Raw genomic sequence first — 21,566 nt, forward strand, 5'->3', positions numbered from 1 at the left:
CCATCGGTTATCGCGGGCAAGCCTCGCTCCTGCAGAAGTATCCCTTTCCACCCCCCTGTCGTGAGGCTTCAAACGGATGCGAGTCCTCAGCATTGTCTGCGTGCTACTGGCCTTGAGCGGTTGCAGCTCGCTGCTGTTCTATCCCGAGCGCGGTTTGCCGTTCACCCCGGACAAGGCCCGGCTCGACTACCGCGACGTCACCCTGACCGCCGCCGACGGCACGCGCCTGCACGGCTGGTGGCTGCCGGCCAAGGCCGGGGTGCCGGTCAAGGGCACGGTGCTGCACCTGCACGGCAATGGCGGCAACCTGTCCGGGCACCTCGGCGGCAGTTGGTGGTTGCCGGAGCAGGGTTACCAGGTACTGCTGGTGGACTACCGTGGCTACGGGGTGTCGCAAGGCAAACCGAGCCTGCCGGCGATCTACCAGGACGTCGACGCGGCCTTCCAGTGGCTGGACCGGGCGCCCGAGGTCCAGGGCAAGCCGCTGATTGTCCTGGGCCAGAGCCTGGGCGGCGCCCTGGCCATCCACTATCTGGTGGAACAGCACCCGGAACGCCAGCGCCAGCTCAAGGCCATTGTCTTCGACGGGGTGCCGGCCAGTTACCGCGAGGTGGGTCGTTTTGCCCTGAGCACGTCCTGGATGACCTGGCCGTTCCAGGTGCCGCTGTCCTGGCTGGTGCCGGATGGCGACAGTGCGATCAAGGCCATCGCGCGCCTGGATGGCGTGCCCAAGCTGATCTACCACAGCATCGACGATCCCCTCGTACCGCTTTCCAACGGCATCCGTCTGTATCAAGCTGCGCCCCCGCCCAGGGTGCTGCAGCTGACCCGTGGCGGGCATGTGCAGACCTTCGCCGACCCGGTCTGGCGCCAGGTGATGTTGCGTTACCTTGAGGACCCGCAGCACTTCAACGGCCTGCGCCGCCTGGGCGAAATCCCGAATTACCCTGCACCTTTGAATCCAGTCGTAGAACCTCCAGAGAGTCCGCAATGAGCGAAGAACGTAACGCCATCCCCATGATCATCACCGGTATCTGCAGCATCCTCGGCACCGTGGCGTGCCTGTGGTACTACGGCTACCTGCATTTCGCCAAGCCGGAGGATGCGTTGCTGCTCAACGATTTCACCATGCTCAAGACCGTGCCCGGCGAGGACTACAAGGTGTCCCTGGAGCCGGCGGCCGAGGTGGCGCAGTGCATCGATGGCGTGTTGGTGCTGTTCGACACCGAGCAGAAAGGCCTGACCGGCGTACTGGTCAACAACAAGAAGCGCGCCGTGCGCTGCATGGGCCAGGAAACCCCGAAGCTGGAGCAGTGACCGAACGGCTTGCCAGCGCAAGCCGCGATCCGTTTGCCGCAATAAAAAAGCCCCGCCGATCAAGGCGGGGCTTTTTATTGGCTGCGCGGTTGAGTGCGCGGCCCGGGCTTAGTTGACGCTGACGGCCGAACGTGGCGCGACCGGCTGGTTGTCGTTGGAAATGGTGACTTCCACACGACGGTTCATGGCGCGCCCGGAAACGCTGCCGTTGTCGGCAACCGGGTATTGCTTGCCATAACCCTGGGCGACGATGCGTGCCGGATCGACACCCATCTTGATCAGGGCGACCTGTACCGAAGTGGCGCGACGCTCGGACAGCGACTGGTTGTAAGCCGCGCTGCCGGTGCTGTCGGTGTAGCCTTCGACAATCACCTTGCGGTCAGGGTTGTCGCGCAGGAACTGCGCCAGCTTGTTGATGTTGACCAGGCCGCTGGACTTCAGGTCGGCCTTGTTGGTGGCGAACAGCACGTCACCGAAGGTCACCAGGGTACCGCGGTCGGTCTGCTTGGCATTGAGGCTCGATTGCAGTTGCTTGATCTGCGCGTCGCGGGCATCGAGAAGCGCCTTGGCGCGCTGGTCGCCGGCGTCCTTGAGCTGGGTTTCCGCGGTGCGCAGGGCGATGGTCTGCTTGGCCACTTCAATCCGCTGGTTGGTCAGGTAGGCCAGTTGGTCGACCTGCTTTTCGTCCTCCTTGTTCAGGTAGGCCTTGTCGGCCTTGTCCAGCCATTCGCTGGCATCCTTGGTTTCCAGGGCCGCCACCTTGGTGGCCTGCGGATTGGCCTGCAGGGCGGAGTAGTTGGTCCGGGCGTTTTCCAGGTTGGCGTTAGGCGGGGTGGAGCATGCCGCCAGCGCCACGCTCAGGGCCAACAGGGCAGGGATCATCAGTTGTTTACGCATAATGGTTTCGTCCTTTTATCGATTGCGAATACGTGGGAATCGGCGCCCGCGGCTCATTGCACGCTGCGCATGCCTTCCTGACGTAGTTCCTGAACACCTTTCTGAGAGTCCTTCAATGCCTGTTCGGCCTTGGCTGCCTGAGCCTTGCGCTCGGCGACGCGGGCGTCCCATTCGGCCTGCTCGGCCAGGCGCCGGGCTTCGTCGTAGTTCTTGTCGTGCATGGCGAGCTCGGCTTGCTTGAGCTTGTCCTGAGCCGATTTCATTTCCACGGCGGCAAATTCGGTACCGCCTGCGCTGACTGCGCTGTTGACCGCAGATTGCGTCACCGCGTATTGCTCGCTTGGCGGATTACCGGCGCAACCGGCCAGGACCAGGCTGCTACCGAGAGCCAGCGCGGCCAGTTTCAGCCCGCGCAGAGGGGTGGACGAGGATTTGGCAGTGCTGATCTTCATGGTCTTCAACTCCATTGGATAACTCCTGAAAAACATCAAAATCCATCCCGGTTCCGACGCCGTAACGCTGAGTGACGACATGCTGAGGGCGTTGAAAATGAAACGGCCGTTCCAGTGATGGTTATTGGCTGTGACCCGAGGCTTTTTTGAATAGTTCAGAGAAGATGGCCAATCGCCCGGAAATTTTCTGACTGCGCGGACAAGGCTCTAAATAAGGAACTTTTGCCGTGCGCAGGGGTACTCCTGACCCGATCCGGGGTCAGGAATAACGCTTTTATCGGGGAAAAATGCGGGGATGGATCAGTGTTTCTGCTCGTCCGCCTGGGCCGACATATCGTGCAGATAACGCCGCGACAGGGCGAGAAAACGCGGGGTAGGGCCGATGTCTTCGTAGAGCGGATCGCCTTCCTCGTCGGTGGCGACCACATGCTGGCCCTGGACATAAGGGAAGCTGGTTTCGAGTTCCTCCAGGGCAGCCCCGATCAGTTCGCCGAGCAGTTCCTCGGTCCGGCGCTTGGGGTACATCTCGGAAATCGCCGCCAGGCGTGCGGCGGCTTCGACATCCAGGTAGATCGTGTAGCCGGTCTTGGTCAGGCGACCCTTGGCGTTTTCTTCCCAGTGTTGCGCGAGCTCACGGATTTTCATGGCAACCTCAATGAACACCTGCTTGTGGCAGGGCCTGGTGAGTGACCGGCCTGTGCCGGCGCTAAGCCGTTGTGCGGCTTACTCTTGAGACTAGCTCCATCGCGCAAGGTTTAAAGGCGCTTCGTCGTGCGCCGGCCTTGCCCGGAGCCGTTCGCGCCAAGACCGCCCTTGCTAATAGCCATGTGCTGGCGGCACTCTTGGGGCTTAGCAGGAGCCCCGAGTCCGCTGGAGAACAGGTAGATGACCGATATTGATGCGCGCTTGCGCGAAGATGTTCACCTGCTGGGTGAGCTGTTGGGCAACACCATTCGTGAACAGTATGGCGAGGGTTTCCTCGACAAGATCGAACAGATTCGCAAGGGCGCCAAGGCCGACCGGCGCGGTTCGCTGGATGCCGAACTCAGCGCCAGCCTCAACCAGCTCAGCGAGGACGAATTGCTGCCGGTGGCGCGGGCGTTCAACCAGTTCCTCAACCTGGCCAACATTGCCGAGCAGTACCAGTTGATTCACCGGCGCGAGGAGTCGCAGCCGGCGCCGTTCGAGTCGCGGGTGCTGCCGGAACTGCTGGCGCGCCTGCGGGCCGAAGGCCATGGCGCCGAGGCGCTGGCCCGGCAATTGGGGCGGCTGGAAATCGAACTGGTGCTGACCGCCCACCCCACCGAAGTCGCGCGCCGCACGCTGATCCAGAAATACGATGCCATCGCCGCGCAACTGGCCGCCCAGGACCATCGCGACCTGACCTCGGCCGAACGCGCGCAGATCCAGACCCGCTTGCAGCGCCTGATCGCCGAAGCCTGGCACACCGAAGAAATCCGCCGTACCCGGCCGACCCCGGTGGACGAAGCCAAGTGGGGCTTCGCGGTGATCGAACATTCGCTGTGGCAGGCCATCCCCAACTATTTGCGCAAGGCCGACCAGGCCCTGCATGCGGCCACCGGCATGCACTTGCCGCTGGAGGCGGCGCCGATCCGCTTCGCTTCGTGGATGGGCGGCGACCGTGACGGCAACCCCAATGTCACCGCGGCGGTGACCCGCGAGGTGCTGTTGCTGGCGCGCTGGATGGCCGCCGACCTGTACCTGCGCGATGTCGATCAACTGGCTGCCGACCTGTCCATGCAGCAGGCCAACGCAGCGTTGCGGACCCTGGCCGGCGACAGCGCCGAACCCTATCGCGCGGTGCTCAAGCAGTTGCGCGAGCGCCTGCGGGCCACCCGCAACTGGGCCCAGGCCTCGTTGAGCGGTAGCGTGCCGGCGACAGCCCAGGTCTTGCAGAACAACCGCGAGCTGCTGGACCCGCTGGAGCTCTGCTACGAGTCCCTGCACGAATGCGGCATGGGCGTGATCGCTGATGGACCGTTGCTCGACTGCCTGCGCCGCGCGGTGACCTTCGGCCTGTTCCTGGTGCGCCTGGACGTGCGTCAGGATTCCTCGCGGCACACCGCGGCCATGACCGAGATCACCGATTACCTGGGGCTGGGCCGCTACGGCGACTGGAGCGAGAAAGAGCGCATCGATTTCCTGATGCGCGAACTGGGCAGCCGCCGTCCGCTGCTGCCCGGTTACTTCAAGCCATCGGCCGATACCGCCGAAGTGCTGGCGACCTGCCGGGAAGTCGCCGCGGCCCCGGCGGCTTCGCTGGGTTCCTATGTCATCTCCATGGCCGGCGCCGCTTCCGATGTGCTCGCCGTGCAACTGCTGCTCAAGGAAGCCGGTGTGCTGCGGCCGATGCGCGTGGTGCCGCTGTTCGAAACCCTGGCCGACCTGGACAACGCCGGCCCGGTGATCGAGCAGTTGCTGCTTTTGCCGGGCTATCGCTCGCGCTTGCAGGGCCCGCAGGAAGTGATGATTGGTTATTCCGACTCGGCCAAGGATGCTGGCACCACGGCTGCTGCCTGGGCGCAGTACCGGGCCCAGGAAAAGCTGGTGGATATCTGCCGCGAGCAGCAGGTCGAGTTGCTGCTGTTCCACGGTCGCGGTGGCACCGTGGGGCGTGGCGGCGGCCCGGCCCACGCGGCGATCCTGTCGCAGCCGCCGGGATCGGTGGCGGGGCGCTTCCGCACCACCGAGCAAGGGGAAATGATTCGTTTCAAATTCGGCCTGCCGGACATCGCCGAGCAGAACCTCAATCTCTACCTGGCGGCGGTACTGGAAGCGACCTTGTTGCCACCGCCGTTGCCGCAGCCAGCCTGGCGCGACCTGATGGACGAGTTGGCCGACGATGGGGTGAAGGCCTATCGCGCGGTGGTGCGGGAGAACCCGCAGTTCGTCGAGTATTTTCGCCAGTCCACGCCGGAGCAGGAACTGGGGCGCCTGCCATTGGGCAGCCGGCCGGCCAAGCGCCGCGCCGGCGGCATCGAAAGCTTGCGGGCCATTCCGTGGATTTTCGGCTGGACCCAGACGCGCCTGATGCTGCCGGCCTGGCTGGGCTGGGAAACCGCCTTGAGCAAGGCCCTGGAGCGCGGGGAGGGTGAGTTGCTGGGGCAGATGCGCGAACAGTGGCCATTTTTCCGCACGCGCATCGACATGCTGGAGATGGTGCTGGCCAAGGCCGACGCGGATATCGCCCGTTCCTACGACGAGCGATTGGTCGAACCGGCGCTGCTGCCATTGGGTGCGCATTTACGCGACTTATTGTCGCAGGCGTGTTCGGTGGTCTTGGGGCTGACCGGCCAGTCGCAGTTACTGGCACATAGCCCTGACACCCTGGAGTTCATTCGCCTGCGCAATACCTACCTGGACCCGCTGCATCTATTGCAGGCCGAACTGCTGGCCCGTTCGCGGCGCCAGGACGGCGCGCAGGACAGCCCGGTGGAACAGGCGCTGCTGGTGTCTGTGGCGGGGATTGCCGCCGGTTTGCGCAATACCGGCTAAGGTAATTGCCGGGGTTTTCAGTGGCTTGGCGCGGTACTTCGAGCGCTGGCCCGAAAGGGCTGGCGACCGTCGCCAGGCGACACTTTGTTATGGGGTTGCGACCAGCAACACCCTGTCGCCAGGGCATAAAGTCGGCGGGTTGCTCCGACTTTCGGCTGCTTGTGTGCGCTGTGTCGGCTGTGTATCTTGATCAGCCTTTGGCCGTTTGGGCGGCCACTATCCCATTTCCGAGATTGGCCCCACGAGGCGAATCCGAGCGTTTCTAAATAAAAAATTGAGGAGCACATCGATGCGCGTAATTCTGCTGGGAGCTCCCGGGGCCGGTAAAGGTACTCAGGCAAAGTTCATCACCGAAAAATTCGGCATTCCGCAAATCTCCACCGGCGACATGCTGCGCGCAGCGGTCAAGGCCGGCACCGAGCTGGGCCTGAAAGCCAAGAGTGTGATGGACGCCGGTGGCCTGGTCTCCGATGACCTGATCATCAACCTGGTCAAGGAACGCATCAGCCAGGCCGATTGCGCCAAGGGTTTCCTGTTCGACGGCTTCCCGCGCACCATTCCTCAGGCCGAAGCGCTGGTCAAGGCCGGCGTCGAGCTGGATAACGTGGTCGAAATCGCCGTCGACGACGAAGAGATCGTCCAGCGTATCGCCGGTCGCCGTGTACACGAAGCCTCGGGCCGCGTTTACCACACTGTCTACAATCCGCCGAAAATCGCCGGTAAAGACGACATCACCGGTGAAGACCTGGTCCAGCGTAAAGACGACACCGAAGAAACCGTGCGTCATCGTCTGTCGGTCTACCACTCCCAGACCAAGCCGCTGGTGGAGTTCTACCAAGGCCTGGCCGCCAATCAGGGCAAGCCGAAATACAGCCACATCGCGGGCGTCGGTTCGGTCGAGTCGATCACCAGCAAGGTGCTCGAAGCACTGAGCTGACCAGTCGTACCGGCTTCATCTTCAACGGCCCGCTTGCGGGCCGTTGCTGTTTATAATGCGTCACTTTTTTCAACTCCCTCTGCCTTATGGAAACATCGATGAGCACCTTGCTGGCCCTGGACACCGCGACTGAAGCCTGCTCGGTTGCCTTGCTGCACGACGGCAAGGTGACGAGCCATTACGAGGTGATCCCGCGCCTGCATGCGCAGAAGCTGCTGCCGATGATCCAGACGCTGCTGGCCGATGCCGGCATCAGCCTGCAGGCCGTCGATGCCATTGCCTTCGGTCGTGGGCCGGGGGCCTTTACCGGGGTGCGGATCGCCATTGGCGTGGTGCAGGGCCTGGCCTTCGCCCTCGAGCGCCCGGTGCTGCCGGTGTCGAACCTGGCGGTGCTGGCGCAGCGGGCCTTGCGCGAACACGGTGCGACCCAGGTGGCCGCTGCCATCGATGCGCGGATGGATGAGGTCTACTGGGGCTGCTACCGCGAAGTGGCTGGCGAGATGCGCCTGGCCGGGGCCGAAGCGGTGTTGCCGCCGGAAGCCGCCGCATTGCCGGCGGACGCCAGCGGCGCCTGGTTCGGCGCGGGCACCGGCTGGGGCTATGCCGAGCGTATCGGCGTCGAACTCAGCGGCCAGGATGCGGGTATGCTGCCCCATGCCGAAGATTTGCTGACCCTGGCGCGCTTTGCCTGGGAACGCGGCGAGGCGATCCCGGCGGACGAGGCGCAACCGGTGTACCTGCGGGACAAGGTGGCGACGCCCAAGGCGCGCTGACCGCGCTCCAGGGCCGTCTGCCAGCATGAGTCCGGGCGATGAGCGTGCCAATCGTCAGGTTTTCGCGGCAGTTTCCGGCGGCTTTTAAACCTTTTGCATTTTCTGTGTTCTAGTTATCACTCGGGCATTTGCGTAGTCGGCTAGGTGCCGCTAAATTGCCATCATTGATATCGGGCATGTATTTATGCGCATAGACGGCATTTCCTCTCAGTCCTACCCCATCAAGCGCAAGCCTCGCAAAGGCAGTGTGCTGCTGGACGACTCCCTCGAGGACGCAGATGCCGTTGAAGTCCAACCCGAGACTCCTGCCCAGGCGCGCTCCCAGGCTTCTGCCGGGCGCACCAGCAATCTTCCCGCCCGTCCACAGGACATGATCTTCCAGCGCGCCATGAAAAGAAGCGTCGCCAACGCCCTGGCCAGCTACCTGACCACCGCCGGTTTCGTCGATTGGGATATGGAAGTGGTGGGTCTCGACCTGCACATCTGATGTTGTTGCCTTATTACCTCGGTTGTCCTTCCTGGAGCGAAAACGCCTGGCGTGAGTACCTGTACCCGGAAAGCGCGCGGCCGACGGATTTTCTCAGCCTGTATTGCCAGGTCTTCAATGCCGTGGAAGGCAACACCACCTTCTACGCGCGCCCCGCCGAGGCCACGGTGCAGCGCTGGGCGCAGACCATGCCGGAACATTTCCGCTTCACCGCCAAGTTTCCCGGCGACATCAGCCATGGCGGCGACCTGCGCGAGCAACTGGGCGCGGCCGAGAGCTTCCTGCAATTGCTCAGCCCGCTGGGCGAACGGGTTTCGCCGTTGTGGCTGCAACTGCCCGCGAGCTTCACGCCACAACGCCTGGCCGAGCTGTCGGGCTTTATCGACGGCCTGGAGCGGCCGTTGGCGGTGGAAGTCCGGCATCGGGACTTCTTCGCCAAGGGCGATGCCGAGCGCATGCTCAATCGCCTGCTGCTGGATCGCGGCGTGGAGCGCATCTGCCTCGACCCGCGCGCCTTGTTCAGTTGCACTTCCAGCGAGCCGTCGGTGCTCCATGCGCAATCGAAGAAACCCAAGGTGCCGCCGCGCCCGGCCGCCTTCACCCAGTTTCCCCAGGTGCGCTTTATCGGCCATCCACAGCTCGAGGCCAACGATCCGTTCCTGGTGCCCTGGATCGACAAGGTCGCCGGCTGGATCGAGGAAGGGCGAACCCCCTACATCTTCCTGCACACCGCCGATAATCGCCTGGCCGCCGAGCTGGCGCGGCGTTTCCATGCGCGCCTGATGCAGCGCCTGCCTGGATTGCCGGCCTTGCCTGAGCTATACAGAGAGCCCGCCGCGGAGCAACTCGGCTTGCTCTGAGGCGGGATCACTTCCCTGCCCAGGAGTCCGCCAATGGATGCGCAAACCCTTCGAGCCCAAACCTTCAAGGCCCTGCATGAGCGTGATCGGGCCTTCGTGATTCCCAACCCCTGGGATGCAGGCTCCGCCAAGATGCTGGTCAGCCTCGGCTTCGAAGCCCTGGCGACCACCAGCGCCGGTTTCGCGTTCTCCTTGGGCCGCCCCGACGCTGAAGGCGCCTTGTCCCTGGAGGACACCCTGGGCAACGTTCGCGCCATAGTCGGGGCCAGCGATCTGCCGGTGGCGGTGGACCTGGAAAACGGTTTTTCCGACAGTCCCGAAGGCTGTGCCCGGACCCTGCGCCAAGCGGCCGCCTGCGGAGCGGTGGGCGGCTCCATCGAAGACGCCACGGGCCGGGCCGATGCTCCGATCTACGACTTCAAGCTGGCGGTCGAACGTATCGAGGCCTCGGTCGCCGCGGTGCGGCAATTGCCTTTTCCCTTTGTGCTTACCGCGCGGGCGGAGAACCTGCTGCATGGCCGGCAGGATCTGCCGGACACTATTCGCCGCCTGCAAGCCTATGCCGAGGCCGGCGCCGATGTGTTGTATGCGCCCGGGCTGCGCTCGGCCGAGGAAATCATCGCGGTGGTCCGGGCGGTGGCGCCGAAGCCGGTCAACGTGCTGATGTCGGGCGGTCTGAAATTGACCGTGGCGCAACTGAGCGAGCTGGGGGTGAAGCGGATCAGCGTCGGTTCGGCCCTGGCGCGGGCCGCCTATGGCGCCTTCTATCAGGCGGCGCAGGAAATTCGCGACCACGGCAGCTTCCACTTTGCCGACCAGGCCTTGCCGTTCGCGCAGATCAACGGCTTGTTCAAGGGCTGAGCGGCCGGGAGCCAGTGTGCGAGCGGGCAGGCTGTTGTTGCTGTTTTCGTTGCTGGTCGCGGCCGGGCTGGTGAGTGTCTGGCGTGGCTGGCTGCCACTGTCCGCGGCCTGGAATCCCTGGGCGCCCTTGCAGGTCAGGGAGCCGCCCAATCTGTTGACCCGCTTCAAACTGATGCGCCTGCGCGCTGACCCGCAGTTGTGCGATCAGGTATTGCGCGACTCCGGCTTGCGGGTGGCCCGGCAGCAGGACAGCCGCCCGGACGCCGACTGCCCACTGCGCAATGTCCTGCGCGTGCAGGGCGGGGATATCGCCCTGAGCAGCAGCTTCCTCGCCAGTTGCCCGCTGGCCGTGGCCTTTGCCCTGTACCAGTACCATGCTTTGCAACCCGCGGCCCAGGCCGTTTACGGGCAGAGAATAAGCCGCATCGAGCATCTGGGCAGCTTTGCCTGCCGCAACATGTACAGCCGCGAAAACGGTTTCCGCAGCCAGCATGCGACGGCGGATGCCCTGGATATCTCGGGTTTTCGCCTGGCCGACGGTCGCCATATCAGCGTGCTCAAGGACTGGCCGGGGGAGGGGGCGGACGCGCGTTTTCTGCGCCTGGCCCGCGACGGGGCCTGCGATGCGTTCCAAGTGGTGCTGAGTCCGGATTACAACGCCGCCCATCGCAACCACTTCCATCTGGATGTGGGGCCCTGGTGGATCTGTCGATGAAACCGGCTTGAGGTTTAGGCGGCGATCCGCAGGTTCTGCAGGATCAGCGGACGCGCCCAGCCGGTATCGAAATCGAACTGTTTCTGCTGCTCGATAAGCTCTTCCGGCGGGAAGGGCGGAAAGGGTTTGTCCAGCAGGTCCATTTCGAATTCGGCGATCGGCAGGTGCAACGGCCGTGGTTGCGGCGCCGGGCTCGGCTCGGGCAGGGGCTGGCCGGCATTGAGGACAATGGGGCGTACCCAGCCGCTTTCGAAGTCTTGCTGGCGTTGCTGGGCGACGACTTCTTCAGGCGGGAAGGGCGGAAAGGGTTTGTCCAGCAGGTCCATTTCGAACTCGGCGATCGGCAGGAACAGCGGCTCCGGCGGGCGGATCTCGGTGTCCTGGACGTCGCAATGGCGCTGGGTAACGATTTGCGTCAGCAGGTCGCTGCCGCCATGGGGTTCGGTCGGGCCGTCCACCGCCACCAGAGAATTGTCGTCAGTGACCTTCGTGCCATCGCCGCGTTGCTCGGCCAGCGCCTGGGCAAAAAAATCCTGCCACAGATGGCTGACGCCGCTCAGTGCCTGGGAATTTTTGAGGCCGTAATCGCCGTGGGGCGATATGACGCCAATGGATAGGCTTCGAATGTCTGACATTTCTCTCGGGTCGACGCTCAGCTCTGGCAAAATGCCGGATAGTTCTTTTATCGGCAGTTTTTGCCGATCATTAATTTTTTGAGCGTGTTTTCAGATGAGTGAGCAACCAGCGGCCTGCCGCATCAAAGTCGAGGCCTTGGCCGAGGCATTCCAGCCGCAGGCGGCGCACTGGGCCGAGCGACTGGGGCTGCCATTGCAGATCGACGAGGCGGAGTTCGCCCTGCAGGTCGGCGAGCAGGGCTTGCAACTGCAGCAGCTCGGCGCCGACGCGCCAGGGCCGGTGCGCGTGGACTTTGTCGAAGGCGGCGCGGCGCATCGGCGGCTGTACGGTGGCGGTAGCGGGCAGATGATCGCCAAGGCGGTGGGGATCGCCCAGGGCGTGCGTCCGCGGATCCTGGATGCCACGGCGGGGCTGGGCAAGGATGCGTTCGTCCTGGCCAGCCTGGGCTGCGAGATGAGCCTGATCGAGCGCCAGCCATTGATCGGCGCCTTATTGGAAGACGGCCTGTCCCGGGCGGGAGAGGATTTCGAGGTGGCGCCGATCGTGGCGCGCATGCACTTGCTCAAAGGCAACTCGATCGAGGTGATGCGCAACTGGGAGGGCGAGCCGCCCCAGGTGATCTACCTGGACCCGATGTTCCCGCATCGGGAAAAGACCGCGCTGGTGAAAAAGGAAATGCGCCTGTTCCGCCCCCTGGTCGGAGACGATCCGGATGCCCCGGCGCTGCTGGAGGCCGCCCTGGCCCTGGCCAGCCACCGGGTGGTGGTCAAGCGCCCGCGCAAGGCGCCGTGCATCGCCGGCCCCAAGCCGAGCCATGCGCTGGACGGCAAATCCAGCCGTTACGATATCTATCCGAAGAAGGCGCTCAAGGCCTGATCTTCATCGGGGCTTTCGGGCCTTTATAGCGAGCAGGGACCGGGCGCCCCGCTCGCTGCGTCGCCACCCACCCTCAGGCCGACTCCGGCCGATACGCGCGCATGAACAACCCCACCACTTCCCGCACATGCTCCTCGGCGTCTTCATCGCTCAGCGGCTCGCCGCAGCCGTAGAGCAGGCGAAAGTTCGCCGTGCCCTTGAGCAGGCAGAAGAAATGCTCGGCGGCATTACGCGGTTTGTCGATGCTCAGGGCACCGCTCTGGTCGATCCGGGCCAACAGCCGCTCCATGCCTTGCAGCATGCGCAGGGGGCCGGCCTCGAAGAAGATCTGCGAGAGCTTCGGGTCCTGGCTGCCCAGGGCCAGCATCAGGCGATGCAGGTTCAAGGATTCTTCGCTGTTGATCAGCAGGTGAAAGCCCCGGGCGATGTTCAGCAACACGCTTTCGATCGGCATGCCGGCAGGCAGCTCGAAGATCAGCGTCGGCAGCTGCTCCTCGCACTTGGCCATTACCGCGGCGGAGAAGAGCGTCTCCTTGTCGTTGAAATGGCTGTACACCGTCAGCTTGGAAACACCGGCTTCGGCAGCCACCGCGTCCATGCTGGTGCTGGCGTAGCCATTGCTAAGGAACAGCGTTTTCGCGGCTTCGAGGATGGCCTGGCGTTTTGCCAGATCCTTGGGGCGGCCGGGGCCGTTTGAGGTGGAAAGATTGTCGGACATTCTTCGCTTTAATACTGGACTGGTGAGTTTGCTATTAATAACATACCCGCCAGTATAATTATTCGAAGCACCCTTAGCGAAAGGTCCCTCACCATGTTCCGCTATGCCTTACCCCTCGCGTTGCCCGTCAGCCTGGCCGTTCTGCTGTCCGCGTGCGGACATGAAGAAGCGGCGCAAACCACCGTTCGCCCAGCCATGGTGGTGCAGCCAGAGCCCGCGGCACAGGCCATGGACAGCTACCCTGGCGAGGTCCGCGCGCGTTACGAACCGGACCTGGCGTTCCGGATTGGGGGCAAGGTCAGCCGACGACTGGTCGATGAGGGGCAGCGGGTGAAAGCCGACCAGCCATTGGCCGAGCTCGATCCGCAGGACGTGCGGCTGCAACTGGAAGCCACCCGGGCCCAGGTGGCAGCGGCCGAAGCCAACCTGAACCTGGTGCGTTCCGAGCGCGACCGTTACAAGACCCTGATGGATCGGCAACTGGTCAGCCGTTCCCAGTACGACAACGCCGAGAACCTGTATCGCTCGGGCCTGGCCCGGCTCAAGCAGATCAAGGCCGAGTTCGACGTGGCCAGCAACCAGGCCGGCTACGCCGTGCTGCGCGCGCCCCAGGATGGCGTCGTGGCCCGGCGTACGGTGGAGGTCGGCCAGGTGGTTGCCGCCGGCCAGACCGTCTTTACCCTCGCCACCGACGGCGAGCGGGAAGTGCTGATCAGCCTGCCGGAGCAGGGTTTTGGCCGCTTCCACATCGGCCAGCCAGTGTCGGTGGAACTGTGGAGCCAGCCCGACCAGCGTTTCGCCGGGCAGATCCGCGAGCTGTCGCCGGCCGCCGACCCACGCTCCCGTACCTTCGCCGCCCGCATCGCCTTTACCGCCGGCAAGGTTCCGGCCGAACTGGGGCAGAGCGCCCGGGTGTTCATCCAGGCCGCGGCCAGTGTGCCGTTGTCGGTGCCGCTGTCGGCGGTGACCGCGGAAAACGGCGCCGCCTATGTCTGGCGGGTCGACGCCAACAACACCCTGAAAAAGACCCCGGTGCGTCTCGGTGCCTTCGGTGAGAAGAGCGTGCCGGTGCTCGAGGGCCTTGGGGTCAGTGACTGGGTAGTGGCGGCTGGCGTGCATGTGCTCCATGAGGGGCAGCAGGTGCGCCCGGTGGATCGCTCCAACCGCGTGGTCAATCTGGCGGCCAAGGAGTAATCCCCGATGGGTTTCAATCTTTCCGAATGGGCGTTGCGCAACCGCCAGATCGTGCTGTTCCTGATGCTGTTGCTGGCCATTGTCGGGGCGTTGTCCTACACCAAGCTGGGCCAGAGCGAAGACCCACCCTTCACCTTCAAGGCCATGGTGATCCGCACCAACTGGCCGGGCGCCACGGCCCAGGAGGTTTCCCGGCAGGTCACCGAGCGTATTGAAAAGAAGCTGATGGAAACCGGCGAGTACGAGCGCATCGTCTCGTTTTCCCGCCCGGGCGAGTCCCAGGTGACCTTCATGGCGCGCGACTCGATGCACTCGAACCAGATCCCCGAGCTCTGGTATCAGGTGCGCAAGAAGATCAGCGATATCCGCCATACCTTGCCGCCGGGTATCCAGGGCCCGTTCTTCAACGACGAGTTCGGCACCACCTTCGGCAATATCTATGCGCTGACCGGCGACGGTTTCGACTACGCGGTGCTCAAGGATTACGCCGACCGCATCCAGATCCAGCTGCAGCGGGTCAAGGACGTGGGCAAGGTCGAGCTGCTGGGCCTGCAGGACGAGAAAGTCTGGATCGAACTGTCGAACGTCAAGCTGGCGACCCTCGGTCTACCGCTGGCAGCGGTGCAGCAGGCCCTGGAGGAGCAGAACGCGGTGTCCACCGCCGGTTTCTTCGAGACCAGCAGCGAGCGCCTGCAATTGCGTGTGTCCGGTAATTTCCAGAGCGTCGAGCAGATCAGCAATTTCCCGATCCGGGTGGCCGACCGCACCTTCCGGATCGGCGATGTGGCGGACGTGCGCCGCGGCTTCAATGATCCGCCGGCGCCGCGCATGCGCTTCATGGGCCAGGACGCGATCGGCCTGGCGGTGGCGATGAAGGACGGCGGCGACATCCTGGTGCTGGGCAAGGCGCTGGAACTGGAGTTCGCCCGGATCCAGAAAAACCTCCCCGCCGGCATGGAGCTGCGCAAGGTCTCCGACCAGCCGGCCGCGGTGAAGACCGGTGTCGGCGAGTTCGTCCAGGTGCTGGTGGAAGCCCTGGCGATCGTGCTGCTGGTGAGCTTCTTTTCCCTGGGCGTGCGCACCGGCATGGTGGTGGCCCTGGCGATTCCGCTGGTGCTGGCGATGACCTTCGCCACCATGTATTACCTGGGGATCGGCCTGCACAAGATCTCCCTCGGCGCGCTGGTATTGGCCCTTGGCCTGCTGGTGGACGACGCGATCATCGCGGTGGAGATGATGGCGATCAAGATGGAGCAGGGCTACGACCGGCTCAAGGCCGCCAGCTACGCCTGGACCAGCACCGCGTTCCCGATGCTCACCGGTACCCTGATCACCGCCGCGGGTTTCCTGCCGATTGCCACGGCGCAGTCGGGCACCGGCGAATACACCCGTTCGATCTTCCAGGTGGTGACCATCGCCCTGCTGGCTTCGTGGATCGCCGCGGTGGTGTTCGTGCCCTATCTGGGCGAGAAGTTGCTGCCGGACCTGGCCAAGCTGCATGCGGCCAAGCACGGCAACGGTGACGGCCAGCCCGATCCGTACGGCACGCCGTTCTATCAGCGGGTGCGGCGGATGGTGGAATGGTGCGTGCGCCGGCGCAAGACCGTGATCGCCCTGACCGTGCTGCTGTTCATTGCCTCGGTGATGCTGTTCCGCTTCGTGCCGCAGCAGTTCTTCCCGGCTTCCGGGCGGCTGGAGCTGATGGTCGACCTGAAGCTGGCCGAGGGCGCGTCCCTGAGCAACACCGCCGATCAGGTCAAGCGCCTGGAGGCGATGCTCAAGGAGCACGCCGGCATCGATAACTACGTGGCTTACGTCGGCACCGGTTCGCCGCGTTTCTACCTGCCCCTGGACCAGCAACTGCCGGCGGCGAGTTTTGCCCAGTTCGTGGTGCTGGCCAAGACCATTGAGGAGCGGGAAAGCCTGCGCAGCTGGCTGATCGAAACCCTCGACGAACAGTTCCCGACCCTGCGTTCGCGGGTCACCCGCCTGGAGAACGGCCCGCCCGTGGGTTACCCGGTGCAGTTCCGCGTCACCGGCGAGCACATCGAAGAAGTGCGGGTCCTGGCGCGCAAGGTGGCAGCCAAGGTGCGCGAGAACCCCCATGTGACCAACGTGCACCTGGACTGGGAAGAACCGAGCAAGGTGGTCTACCTCAATATCGATCAGGACCGTGCGCGGGCCCTGGGCGTGAGCACGGCCAACCTGGCGAAGTTCCTGCAAAGCTCGCTCACCGGCTCCAGCGTCAGCCAGTACCGCGAAGACAACGAGTTGATCGAGATCCTGCTGCGCGGGACCTTGCATGAACGTACCGAGCTGTCGCTGCTGTCGAGCCTGGCGGTGCCCACCGACAACGGCAAGAGTGTGGCGCTGTCGCAGGTCGCGACCCTGGAGTACGGCTTCGAGGAAGGCATCATCTGGCACCGCAACCGCCTGCCGAACGTCACCGTGCGTGCCGACATCTATGGCAAGGAACAACCGGCGACCCTGGTGCAGCAGATCCTGCCGACCCTCGAGCCGATCCGCGCCGAATTGCCGGACGGTTACCTGCTGGACGTCGGCGGCACCGTGGAAGACTCGGCCCGCGGGCAGAACTCGGTGAAGGCCGGCGTGCCGCTGTTCATCGTGGTGGTGCTGACCCTGCTGATGCTGCAACTGCGCAGCTTCTCGCGCACGGCGATGGTGTTCCTCACCGCGCCGCTGGGGCTGATCGGCGTGACCCTGTTCCTGATGGTGTTCCGCCAGCCGTTCGGCTTCGTGGCCATGCTCGGGACCATCGCTCTGTCGGGGATGATCATGCGCAACTCGGTGATCCTGGTGGATCAGATCGAGCAGGACATCGCCGCCGGGCTCAAGCCGTGGCAGGCAATCATCGAAGCGACGGTAAGGCGCTTCCGGCCGATCGTGCTGACCGCGCTGGCGGCGGTGCTGGCGATGATCCCGCTGTCACGCAGCGTGTTCTTCGGGCCGATGGCGGTGGCGATCATGGGTGGGCTGATTGTGGCGACGGCGCTGACCCTGCTGTTCTTGCCGGCGCTGTATGCGGCGTGGTTCAGGGTCAAGAAAACCTGATTCGCCTGTAGGAGCGAGGCTTGCCCGCGATCTAGACGCCACGGTGTGCCAGACACACCGCGGTGAGGCCATCGCGGGCAATCGAGCGTCGACCGGCCGCTCCTACAGGTAGGGGTTACAGGGTACCAAACACCTTCTTCGCCAGGCTGGTGGCCGCTGCCGCCGGGTTCTCGCGAATGGTCGCTTCCTGCTTGCCGATCATCTCGAACAGGCCGTTGAGCGCCTGTTCGGTCACGTAGCCTTCGATATTCGCGTTCTTCGCATCCAGCACGCCGAGGGTGGCGGCCTGGCCGGCGAAGGCGTTGTACTGCTTGGCCAGGCCCACCTGGTCGGTGGCCTGCTTGACGATCGGCAGGAACTTCACGCGGATCTGCTCGCGGCTGGTCTTGCTCAGGTACTGGGTGGCGGAATCCTTGCCGCCGCTGAGAATGCCCTTGGCGTCCTCCACGCTCATCTTCTTCACCGCATCCACCAGCAGCGCCTGGGCCTGCGGCACAGCGGCCTCGGCGGCCTTGTTCATGCTGCTCTCGAGTTCTTCGACCTGGGCGCCCATGCCGAACTGCTTCATTTTCTTCGCCACTTTGCCGAGGTTGCCCGGCAACTCGATGCGCACGTCCGGGTTATTGCTGAAACCGCCGGCGGTGCCCAGCTGTTTGACCGCGACCTGGGCTCCCTGGGTCAGGGCGTCCTTGAGGCCGCCGGTGGCATCTTGCTGCGACAGGTCGCCGAGGGACAGCGCCAGGGCACTGGCGGAGATCAACAGGCCGGCGCACAGGCTGGTGAAGCGAAGGGAAGAACGGAGCATGGCAGCTTCCTTGTTCAAGAAAAGGGATTAACGAACCGCGTCGACGCGGATTTTCAGCGGTTGCGGGTCGCTGCCGTCGAGTTTCACCCCGTTGTGCTCGGTGGTGACGAACAGCAGTTTGCCGGCCAGCTCGATCCGCGCGCTGACCGAATAACGGTGCCCGGGTTTGACCTGGGCCGGGTCGTAGCTGAGGTGGAAGGGCAGCGGCACCTGGCCTTTGACCGGGCCTTTCTGTTCGGCCAGCACCACCGCGGGGGCGTCGGCCAGCGACACGTCCTGCAGGCTGACGCTGAGGGTGGCGGCTGGCGGCAGGGCGATGCGTTGCAGGTAGAAGACTTCGCCGTCGAGGCTGGCGTTGCTGGCAGGTTGCATGCTGTTACAGGCCCCGAGCAGGGTGGTAAGGGCGAGCAGGGTGAGCTTTTTCATGATGGATCTCCGTATCGGGAGGCGCCAGAAACCGCCTGGCGCCGATAAGAATCTAGTCGCTTTGTTGCGGGGCGGCGACCTGCTCGGCGGCATCTTCGCTGCGGTGCAGGGCCACCTGGCGGATCGACAGGCGAATCTCCGCCGGCAGCACGCGCTTGGCCGCGCCTTCGGCCAGTTCGCCGAGCAGTTCGTGGTAGCTCAGCTTGCCGGCTTCGTCGCGGCGTAGCACGTCCTGCTCCAGCAAGGTCTGGATGAAGTGGCGGAACAGGCTCTTGTCGAAGAACTCCGGGGCATTCAGGCCATGCAGGATCGACAGGCGCTGGGCCATGACCGTGCACAGGTCTTCCAGTTCTTCGGCGCTGATGCTGCGCTGGCCGCTGTTGAGCAGCAGCGAGATGGCCATGTAGAAGCGCTGCAGGGTCTGGGCGATGCTCTTGGACAGCAGGGTCAGCAGCACGAAGTGCCGTGAACTCGGCGCCGGACGCAGGTACAGGTCCTTCTCGAAGCGCAGCAGGCCTTGCTCGACGAAGGCTTCCAGCCACTGGTCGATCACCCCGTCCAGCTCGTCCAGGGACCAGCGGATGAACAGCTCCGACTGCAGGTAGGGATACAGCGCGCGGGTGTAGCGCAGGATCTGTTCGCGGCTCATGCGCGACGAACTCTGGAAGAAGCTCGCGAGCAACGCCGGCAGGGCGAAGATGTGCAGCACGTTGTTGCGGTAGTAGGTCATCAGGACGGCGTTCTGCTCGTCCAGGTAGAGGATCTTGCCCAGGGCATCGCTCTGCTCGGACAGCAGGTCCATGTCCTTCACATGTTCGATCAAGGCCCGGCCGTCGCCTTCCGGCAGGGTGGTGTGGGGCGAGTAGGGGACTTTGCGCAGCAGCGCCAGGTACAGGTCCAGGACCCGGGCCATGGCACGGTCGTCGAGGGCCAGGCGGCTGGTGGAGAGCAACGCCAGTGCCACCAGGTTGACCGGGTTGATCGCCGCCGCTTCGTTCAGGTGCTGGGCGACTTTTTCACCCAGGCGGTTGGTGGTTTCGTTGAGCCAGGCCGGCTTGAACTGCGGGCCCAGCTCCTGGGCGCGCCAGCCCGGCTGTTCCTGATCGAGAAACTCGGCCAGCTTGATCGGCTCGCCGAAGTTCACCGCCACCTGGCCGAAGCGCTGCTTGAGGGCGCCGATGACCTTGAAGATGTCGAAGATCGACTCTTTCTTCTTGCTCGCGCCGCGCAGTTCGCCCAGGTAGGTGCGGCCTTCCAGCACGCGCTCGTAGCCGATGTACACCGGCACGAAGACGATCGGCATGCGTGAGGAGCGCAGGAAGCTGCGCAGGGTGATGGCCAGCATCCCGGTTTTCGGTTGCAGCATGCGCCCGGTGCGCGAGCGCCCGCCCTCGACGAAGTACTCCACCGGGAAACCCTTGGTGAACAGGGTGTGCAGGTATTCGTTGAACACTGAGGTGTAGAGCGGGTTGCCCTTGAAGGTGCGGCGCATGAAGAAGGCGCCACCCCTGCGCAGCAGGCTGCCGATCACCGGCATGTTCAGGTTGATCCCGGCGGCGATGTGCGGCGGGGTCAGGCCGTTGCGGAACAGCAGGTAGGACAGCAGCAGGTAGTCGATATGGCTGCGGTGGCAGGGCACATAGATCACTTCGTGACCGGGGGCGACTTTCTGCACGCTTTCGATGTGGTTGACCTTGATCCCGTCGTAGATCTTGTTCCAGAACCAGCTCAGCACCACTTCGAGGAAGCGGATCGCGGTGAAGGTATAGTCCGAGGCGATCTCGTTGCCATAACGCAGGGCCACGGCCTTGGCTTTTTCCGGGGAGATCTTTTCCCGTTCGGCTTCCTCGAGGATCGCCTGCCGGACCAGTGGCTGGTTCAGCAGGCCCTTGACCAGGTTGCGGCGGTGGGAAATGTCCGGGCCGATCACCGCGGCCTTCAGGTTGCGAAAATGCACCCGCAGGATGCGCTGGGCCATGCGCACGGTGCGCTCGTGGCCCTTGTTGTGCTCGATCAGCTCGCGCAGGTGGATCGGCGCGGAGAATTGCACCCGGGTCTTGCGGCCCAAAATCATGATGCTCAGCAGCCGGCGCAGGCGCCCGGTGACCGCCCAGCTGTCGGCGAACAACAGTTTCCACGGGCTCGATTCGCTGTCTGGCGACTGGCCCCAGAACACGCTGACCGGAATGATCTGCGCGTCTTCGGCGGCATTCTGGCTCAGGGCGCTGACCAGGCGGGTCAGGGTCGGTGGCGCGCCGCGCTTGTCCTGGCGGCCGAGCCAGTCCGGGGCCGGGGTCAGGTAGAAGAATGCGGCGGGTTCCAGCAGGTTGCCCACCGAGACCGGCAGCACCGGGCGCGGCAACCCGGCCTTGGTGCACTCGGTATCGACCACGGCGAGGTCGGTGAGCGAAGGGTTTTGCAGGACGTAGAACACCGGACGACTGCGGTCGAGGTTGAGGGTGAAGGACGACTGGTTGATCGTCTCTGAGCGAACCCAGAGGTACAACAGTCGGCGCAAGGTGCCAAACACAAGACGGCGGAACGGGGAGCGGGTCATACGGCTTCTGCTTTAGTGGAAAAAACCGAGCAGTTGCTCGGGGCGGCTAGTGTGCCGGATTCACCGAAAATCGGCAAAAAAGCGGCAAACAAGATTGAGTTGAGAGTTTTTGTGCCTGTCATATACTCGCCCGACTGACGCCTGGGCATGTGGGCCCCATCAATAGAAACCCAGGTCCAGGCGAAAGTTCTCACGGCTTCGTTTCAGTAAGCCGACTGATAATAAAAAGACGGAGGATGGATTGATGGCAACTCGCGAGACCGGCAGCGTGAAGTGGTTCAACGACGCCAAGGGCTACGGCTTCATTCAGCGTGAAGGTGGTGCCGATGTATTTGTCCACTACCGTGCTATTCGTGGTGAAGGCCACCGCTCGCTGACCGAAGGGCAGCAGGTTGAATACGCCGTGGTAGAGGGGCAGAAGGGGTTGCAGGCTGAGGATGTAGTGGGCTTGTAAGCGTTGTGCCTTG

At 64.1% G+C, this 21,566-nt stretch carries 21 protein-coding genes; 13 read left to right on the top strand and 8 right to left on the bottom strand.

Annotation, left to right across the window (positions count from 1 at the left end; all coding sequences use genetic code 11):
* The first annotated feature begins 76 nt into the window (after nt 1-76).
* Together J4D28_RS08555 and J4D28_RS08560 are read left to right on the top strand one after the other, a co-directional pair.
* Entirely contained in the window at nt 77-994 is a 918-nt protein-coding gene (locus J4D28_RS08555) for an alpha/beta hydrolase (protein WP_103330494.1), read from the top strand.
* Nucleotides 991-1,317 carry a hypothetical protein gene (locus J4D28_RS08560; RefSeq protein WP_009047180.1) on the top strand — a complete coding sequence of 109 codons (327 nt, stop codon included), beginning with the start codon at nt 991-993 and terminating at the stop codon, nt 1,315-1,317. The genes J4D28_RS08555 and J4D28_RS08560 overlap by 4 nt, the downstream gene beginning before the upstream one ends.
* Before the next feature lie 108 nt (nt 1,318-1,425).
* Here the strand turns inward: J4D28_RS08560 and J4D28_RS08565 are convergent, their stop codons facing one another.
* From J4D28_RS08565 to J4D28_RS08575, 3 genes are all read right to left on the bottom strand, one after another.
* Nucleotides 1,426-2,214, bottom strand: a complete 789-nt coding sequence (locus J4D28_RS08565) for an OmpA family protein (RefSeq protein WP_103330491.1) — start codon at nt 2,212-2,214, stop codon at nt 1,426-1,428.
* A gap of 53 nt (nt 2,215-2,267) precedes the next feature.
* The gene (locus J4D28_RS08570; RefSeq protein ID WP_009047182.1) at nt 2,268-2,681 is read right to left on the bottom strand and encodes a DUF4398 domain-containing protein; all 414 of its coding nucleotides are present in this window, start codon (nt 2,679-2,681) and stop codon (nt 2,268-2,270) included.
* A gap of 285 nt (nt 2,682-2,966) precedes the next feature.
* Complete coding sequence (locus J4D28_RS08575) at nt 2,967-3,311, bottom strand: hypothetical protein (protein ID WP_009047183.1); 345 nt, start codon at nt 3,309-3,311, stop codon at nt 2,967-2,969.
* Between the two features lie 240 nt (nt 3,312-3,551).
* Here J4D28_RS08575 and ppc point away from each other — a divergent pair, with 240 nt between their 5' ends.
* From ppc to J4D28_RS08610, 7 genes are all read left to right on the top strand, one after another.
* Nucleotides 3,552-6,182, top strand: a complete 2,631-nt coding sequence (gene ppc, locus J4D28_RS08580; protein ID WP_009047184.1) for a phosphoenolpyruvate carboxylase — start codon at nt 3,552-3,554, stop codon at nt 6,180-6,182.
* A 289-nt stretch (nt 6,183-6,471) separates the two neighbouring features.
* Entirely contained in the window at nt 6,472-7,119 is a 648-nt protein-coding gene (gene adk / locus J4D28_RS08585) for an adenylate kinase (protein WP_009047185.1), read from the top strand.
* 98 nt (nt 7,120-7,217) lie between these two features.
* Complete coding sequence (gene tsaB, locus J4D28_RS08590; RefSeq protein WP_016705289.1) at nt 7,218-7,892, top strand: tRNA (adenosine(37)-N6)-threonylcarbamoyltransferase complex dimerization subunit type 1 TsaB; 675 nt, start codon at nt 7,218-7,220, stop codon at nt 7,890-7,892.
* A 184-nt stretch (nt 7,893-8,076) separates the two neighbouring features.
* Nucleotides 8,077-8,379, top strand: a complete 303-nt coding sequence (locus tag J4D28_RS30410) for a hypothetical protein (protein WP_009047187.1) — start codon at nt 8,077-8,079, stop codon at nt 8,377-8,379.
* Nucleotides 8,379-9,239, top strand: a complete 861-nt coding sequence (locus tag J4D28_RS08600; RefSeq protein ID WP_016705290.1) for a DUF72 domain-containing protein — start codon at nt 8,379-8,381, stop codon at nt 9,237-9,239. The genes J4D28_RS30410 and J4D28_RS08600 overlap by 1 nt, the downstream gene beginning before the upstream one ends.
* A 33-nt stretch (nt 9,240-9,272) precedes the next feature.
* Entirely contained in the window at nt 9,273-10,100 is an 828-nt protein-coding gene (locus tag J4D28_RS08605) for an oxaloacetate decarboxylase (RefSeq protein WP_016705291.1), read from the top strand.
* A 16-nt stretch (nt 10,101-10,116) separates the two neighbouring features.
* Nucleotides 10,117-10,815: an extensin family protein gene (locus J4D28_RS08610; protein ID WP_041985761.1), complete on the top strand. Its 699-nt coding sequence runs from the start codon at nt 10,117-10,119 to the stop codon at nt 10,813-10,815.
* A gap of 14 nt (nt 10,816-10,829) precedes the next feature.
* On the opposite strand, the gene J4D28_RS08615 is transcribed toward J4D28_RS08610, so the two are convergent.
* The gene (locus tag J4D28_RS08615) at nt 10,830-11,450 is read right to left on the bottom strand and encodes a hypothetical protein (RefSeq protein WP_028681751.1); all 621 of its coding nucleotides are present in this window, start codon (nt 11,448-11,450) and stop codon (nt 10,830-10,832) included.
* A 94-nt stretch (nt 11,451-11,544) separates the two neighbouring features.
* On the opposite strand from J4D28_RS08615, the gene J4D28_RS08620 reads away from it, so the two are divergent.
* Nucleotides 11,545-12,327 carry a class I SAM-dependent methyltransferase gene (locus J4D28_RS08620; protein ID WP_103330489.1) on the top strand — a complete coding sequence of 261 codons (783 nt, stop codon included), beginning with the start codon at nt 11,545-11,547 and terminating at the stop codon, nt 12,325-12,327.
* 73 nt (nt 12,328-12,400) lie between these two features.
* On the opposite strand, the gene J4D28_RS08625 is transcribed toward J4D28_RS08620, so the two are convergent.
* A complete protein-coding gene (locus J4D28_RS08625) occupies nt 12,401-13,045 on the bottom strand; it encodes a TetR/AcrR family transcriptional regulator (RefSeq protein WP_009047193.1) in 645 nt (214 codons plus the stop codon).
* A gap of 93 nt (nt 13,046-13,138) precedes the next feature.
* Here J4D28_RS08625 and J4D28_RS08630 point away from each other — a divergent pair, with 93 nt between their 5' ends.
* Complete coding sequence (locus J4D28_RS08630; RefSeq protein WP_038630702.1) at nt 13,139-14,239, top strand: efflux RND transporter periplasmic adaptor subunit; 1,101 nt, start codon at nt 13,139-13,141, stop codon at nt 14,237-14,239.
* A 6-nt stretch (nt 14,240-14,245) separates the two neighbouring features.
* Complete coding sequence (locus J4D28_RS08635) at nt 14,246-17,311, top strand: efflux RND transporter permease subunit (RefSeq protein WP_038630704.1); 3,066 nt, start codon at nt 14,246-14,248, stop codon at nt 17,309-17,311.
* Between the two features lie 115 nt (nt 17,312-17,426).
* On the opposite strand, the gene J4D28_RS08640 is transcribed toward J4D28_RS08635, so the two are convergent.
* The 3 genes from J4D28_RS08640 to plsB are packed head-to-tail and all read right to left on the bottom strand — an operon-like array spanning nt 17,427 to nt 21,099.
* On the bottom strand, nt 17,427-18,116 hold the full coding sequence (locus J4D28_RS08640) for a DUF4197 domain-containing protein (protein ID WP_009047196.1): 690 nt from the start codon (nt 18,114-18,116) through the stop codon (nt 17,427-17,429).
* Between the two features lie 27 nt (nt 18,117-18,143).
* Nucleotides 18,144-18,542, bottom strand: a complete 399-nt coding sequence (locus tag J4D28_RS08645; RefSeq protein WP_038630706.1) for a YbaY family lipoprotein — start codon at nt 18,540-18,542, stop codon at nt 18,144-18,146.
* Between the two features lie 52 nt (nt 18,543-18,594).
* Nucleotides 18,595-21,099 (bottom strand): glycerol-3-phosphate 1-O-acyltransferase PlsB, encoded by a 2,505-nt coding sequence (plsB, locus tag J4D28_RS08650; RefSeq protein WP_038630708.1) that lies wholly within the window; start codon nt 21,097-21,099, stop codon nt 18,595-18,597.
* 244 nt (nt 21,100-21,343) lie between these two features.
* Between plsB and J4D28_RS08655 the strand changes: the two genes are divergently transcribed.
* Nucleotides 21,344-21,553: a cold-shock protein gene (locus J4D28_RS08655; protein ID WP_007927922.1), complete on the top strand. Its 210-nt coding sequence runs from the start codon at nt 21,344-21,346 to the stop codon at nt 21,551-21,553.
* Nucleotides 21,554-21,566 lie beyond the last annotated feature (13 nt).

Origin of the sequence: Pseudomonas sp. GW531-T4, from assembly GCF_017349615.1 — a bacterium.
Lineage (GTDB): Bacteria > Pseudomonadota > Gammaproteobacteria > Pseudomonadales > Pseudomonadaceae > Aquipseudomonas > Aquipseudomonas chlororaphis_I.